The organism is Pseudomonas sp. SYWMCR5 (assembly GCF_057197165.1).
In genome coordinates, this window is the sequence record NZ_JBXUNH010000019.1 from 1 (window position 1) to 2,980 (window position 2,980).

Here is a 2,980-nt window from a genome sequence, read left to right on the forward strand (position 1 = left end):
GTCAAGATTCATTTCGCAAAACCCCTATCTGCGCGAGCAGGTAGGGGTTTTGTCTTTCTGGCGTTCTGAAGCCAGACCGGACCAGAGCGCTCCTGCACGCCGACACCGCGCACGCCACAGGACAAGCCTGCCTCTACAGGGTATGGTTGGGTCTGCGCACCCGTTCTCGCAGGGATATCCCCGCCCTTTTCCTATGCAATCCAGCAGCCCGTGGCTATCATGCCAGCCTTATTTCAAGTCGAGACTGGCATGCTGAAGTTGTTGAATCTCCTCAAGGATGGCCGGTTTCATTCTGGCCAGGCCCTGGGGGAAGCCTTGGGGGTGAGCCGCAGCGCCGTGTGGAAGCAGCTGCAGCACCTGGAAAGCGAGCTGAACCTCACCATTCACAAGGTGCGTGGTCGTGGATACCAGCTTGCTACGCCATTGAGCCTGCTCGAGGCTTCGGCGATTGCTGCATTCACTCAGGGTGAGCAGTGGCCTGTTCTTGTTCATGACTCAATAGATTCGACCAATGCCGAGGCTCTGCGTCTGATCGGGCAGGGCCAGGCTGCGCCCTTCCTGGTGCTTGCCGAGCGCCAGAGTGCTGGTCGTGGTCGGCGTGGCCGACACTGGGTCAGCCCATTCGCCGAAAATCTCTATTACAGCCTGGTGCTTCGGGTGGAGGGGGGCATGCGCCAGCTCGAGGGGCTGAGCCTGGTCGTTGGCCTGGCGGTGATGCGTACGCTACATGCCCTCGGTGTAAAAGGTGCGGGGCTGAAGTGGCCGAATGACGTTCTTGTTGGTAACAAGAAGATTGTCGGCATTCTCCTGGAGCTGGTTGGCGACCCCGCGGATGTCTGTCACGTTGTGCTGGGTATCGGCATCAATGTGAACATGCAGAGCAATGATCAGGTCGACCAGCAGTGGACGTCGATGCGTCGGGAGACTGGCGAGCTCATCGATCGCAATCGTCTGGTTGCGCAGTTGAGCCAGCAATTGCAGCATGAGCTTTCGCGCCATCGTCGCTATGGCTTCGCTGCTTTCCAGGAAGAATGGGAGCAGGCGCATCTGTGGCAGGGGCGCAAGGTCTCGCTGATCGCCGGCAATCAGACGGTCGATGGCATTGTGCTGGGTGTGGACGGGCAGGGCGGTCTGCGCATGGATGTCGAGGGTGTGGAGAAGAGCTTCAGTGGTGGAGAGCTCGGGTTGAGGTTGCGCGATGATTCTTGAGCTCGATTGCGGTAACAGCTTTATCAAGTGGCGTGTGATTCATGCTGCAGATGCCACCATCGTGGGGGGCGGCATCGTTGATTCGGATCAGGCGCTGTTGGCTGCCGTCAGTGGGCTGGCTGCGGCACGCCTGGCGGGCGCACGAATGGTCAGTGTGCGCAGCGAGGAAGAAACCGATGCGCTGTGCGAGGCGATCAGGCAAGCCTTCGCCGTCGAAGTGCGGGTTGCGCGTCCTGTTGTCGAAATGGCGGGTGTGCGCAATGGCTATGAAGATCATGAGCGCCTGGGCATGGACCGCTGGCTTGCCGCCCTCGGTGCATTCCACCTGGCCAAAGGGGCTTGCCTGGTGATGGATTTCGGCACAGCCGCCAAGGCGGATTTCGTAGCGGCCGATGGTCAGCATCTGGGTGGATACATCTGTCCGGGGATGCCGTTGATGCGTAGCCAGCTGCGGACGCACACCCGCCGTATTCGTTATGACGATGCCTCGGCCGAGCGTGCGTTGAGCAGTCTTGAGCCTGGGCGCTCCACGGTCGAGGCGGTCGAGCGCGGATGCGTCCTGATGCTGCAGGGTTTCGCCCGCACGCAGATCGATCAGGCGCGCGCCCTCTGGGGTAGTGAGTTCAGCGTCTTCCTCACGGGAGGTGATGCGCCCCTGGTCCAGGTGTCTGCACCTGGTGCGCGGGTTGTACCGGACCTGGTCTTTGTTGGCCTGGCGATGGCCTGCCCCTTGAGTTGAGGTGCCTATGCGTTGGTTGTTTCTGCTGTTGGTAGTGCTAAATGCCGTCTATTACGTGTGGCGCCAGCAGGAGGCGCCGGTACGGGTCAAGGAGGTTGCACCCCTTTCCCTCTACAAGGGAAGTCAGCAGGAGATCCGTCTGCTTCGGGAGACGGGGGCGGCAGCTCCCGCCAGGCGCAGAGATGAGTGCCTGGTGGTGGGGGGATTTGCCGGGCAGGATGAGCTGGTAGCGTTGCGTCAACGGTTGCTTAGCCTCGATATCGCCGCTCAGCCGGTGCAGGGGCAGTTGGCTGGCGCGGACGGCTTCTGGCTCAAGGTAAGCCCTGACAGCGAGCGTTTGCTGGATGAGGCGGTCCTCGCCAGTCTTTCCAGTGATTTCAAAGACTTAAAACATAAAATTATTTTCTGCCAGGGTATTGCAACTGGCGAATAGCTTGATAGAATGGCGCCCGCTTCGCAGGGAACACCGCTCAGGTGGTGGTACCGGAAGTGTAGTCAAAGCAGCTAACTTTCAGATTTAATTGAAAAAATGCTTGACTACAGGCCGGCAGGTAAATAGAATGCCCGCCACATCTGGAGGGATTCCCGAGCGGCCAAAGGGGACGGACTGTAAATCCGTTGCGAGAGCTTCGAAGGTTCGAATCCTTCTCCCTCCACCAGTTTTAGCGAGAGCCGCAAGCTCCGCGGGTATAGTTTAGTGGTAGAACCTCAGCCTTCCAAGCTGATGATGCGGGTTCGATTCCCGCTACCCGCTCCAAGTTTGCTGTTTTGGCGCAAAGAGTTTCGCTCTTGTAGCTCAGTTGGTAGAGCACACCCTTGGTAAGGGTGAGGTCAGCGGTTCAAGTCCGCTCAAGAGCTCCATATAAACAAGGCAGATATGAAAATATCTGCCTTTGTTTTATCAGGGTAGTAACTATTTCTTCTGCGGAGGACTGTATCGATGGCTAAGGAAAAGTTTGATCGTTCCCTTCCCCACGTTAACGTCGGCACTATCGGCCACGTTGACCACGGTAAGACCACTCTGACCGCAGC

General features: G+C 58.6%; 4 protein-coding genes and 3 tRNA genes. All 7 read left to right on the plus strand.

Going from position 1 to position 2,980, the window contains the following annotated elements; genetic code table 11:
- The first annotated feature begins 249 nt into the window (after window positions 1-249).
- Window positions 250-1,209 carry a bifunctional biotin--[acetyl-CoA-carboxylase] ligase/biotin operon repressor BirA gene (gene birA, locus AC2CGW_RS25160; protein WP_484574768.1) on the plus strand — a complete coding sequence of 320 codons (960 nt, stop codon included), beginning with the start codon at window positions 250-252 and terminating at the stop codon, window positions 1,207-1,209.
- A complete protein-coding gene (locus AC2CGW_RS25165; protein ID WP_186670236.1) occupies window positions 1,199-1,948 on the plus strand; it encodes a pantothenate kinase in 750 nt (249 codons plus the stop codon). Before birA ends, AC2CGW_RS25165 begins: the two co-directional genes overlap by 11 nt.
- Before the next feature lie 7 nt (window positions 1,949-1,955).
- Window positions 1,956-2,381, plus strand: coding sequence for a hypothetical protein (locus AC2CGW_RS25170; RefSeq protein ID WP_186670238.1), 426 nt, complete (start codon window positions 1,956-1,958; stop codon window positions 2,379-2,381).
- A 142-nt stretch (window positions 2,382-2,523) separates the two neighbouring features.
- A tRNA-Tyr gene (locus AC2CGW_RS25175) sits at window positions 2,524-2,607 on the plus strand.
- A gap of 24 nt (window positions 2,608-2,631) precedes the next feature.
- Window positions 2,632-2,705, plus strand: a tRNA-Gly gene (locus AC2CGW_RS25180).
- Window positions 2,706-2,733: 28 nt separating this feature from the next.
- Window positions 2,734-2,809 (plus strand) — tRNA-Thr (locus AC2CGW_RS25185).
- 79 nt (window positions 2,810-2,888) lie between these two features.
- Window positions 2,889-2,980: GTP-binding protein (locus AC2CGW_RS25190; RefSeq protein WP_133295916.1), on the plus strand; the 92-nt coding region annotated here is incomplete at its 3' end.

Coding starts and splice junctions, on each gene's coding strand:
- AC2CGW_RS25170 (WP_186670238.1), top strand. CDS start 1,956: ATGCGTTGGTTGTTTCTGCTGTTGGTAGTGCTAAATGCCGTCTATTAC.
- birA (WP_484574768.1), top strand. CDS start 250: ATGCTGAAGTTGTTGAATCTCCTCAAGGATGGCCGGTTTCATTCTGGC.
- AC2CGW_RS25165 (WP_186670236.1), top strand. CDS start 1,199: ATGATTCTTGAGCTCGATTGCGGTAACAGCTTTATCAAGTGGCGTGTG.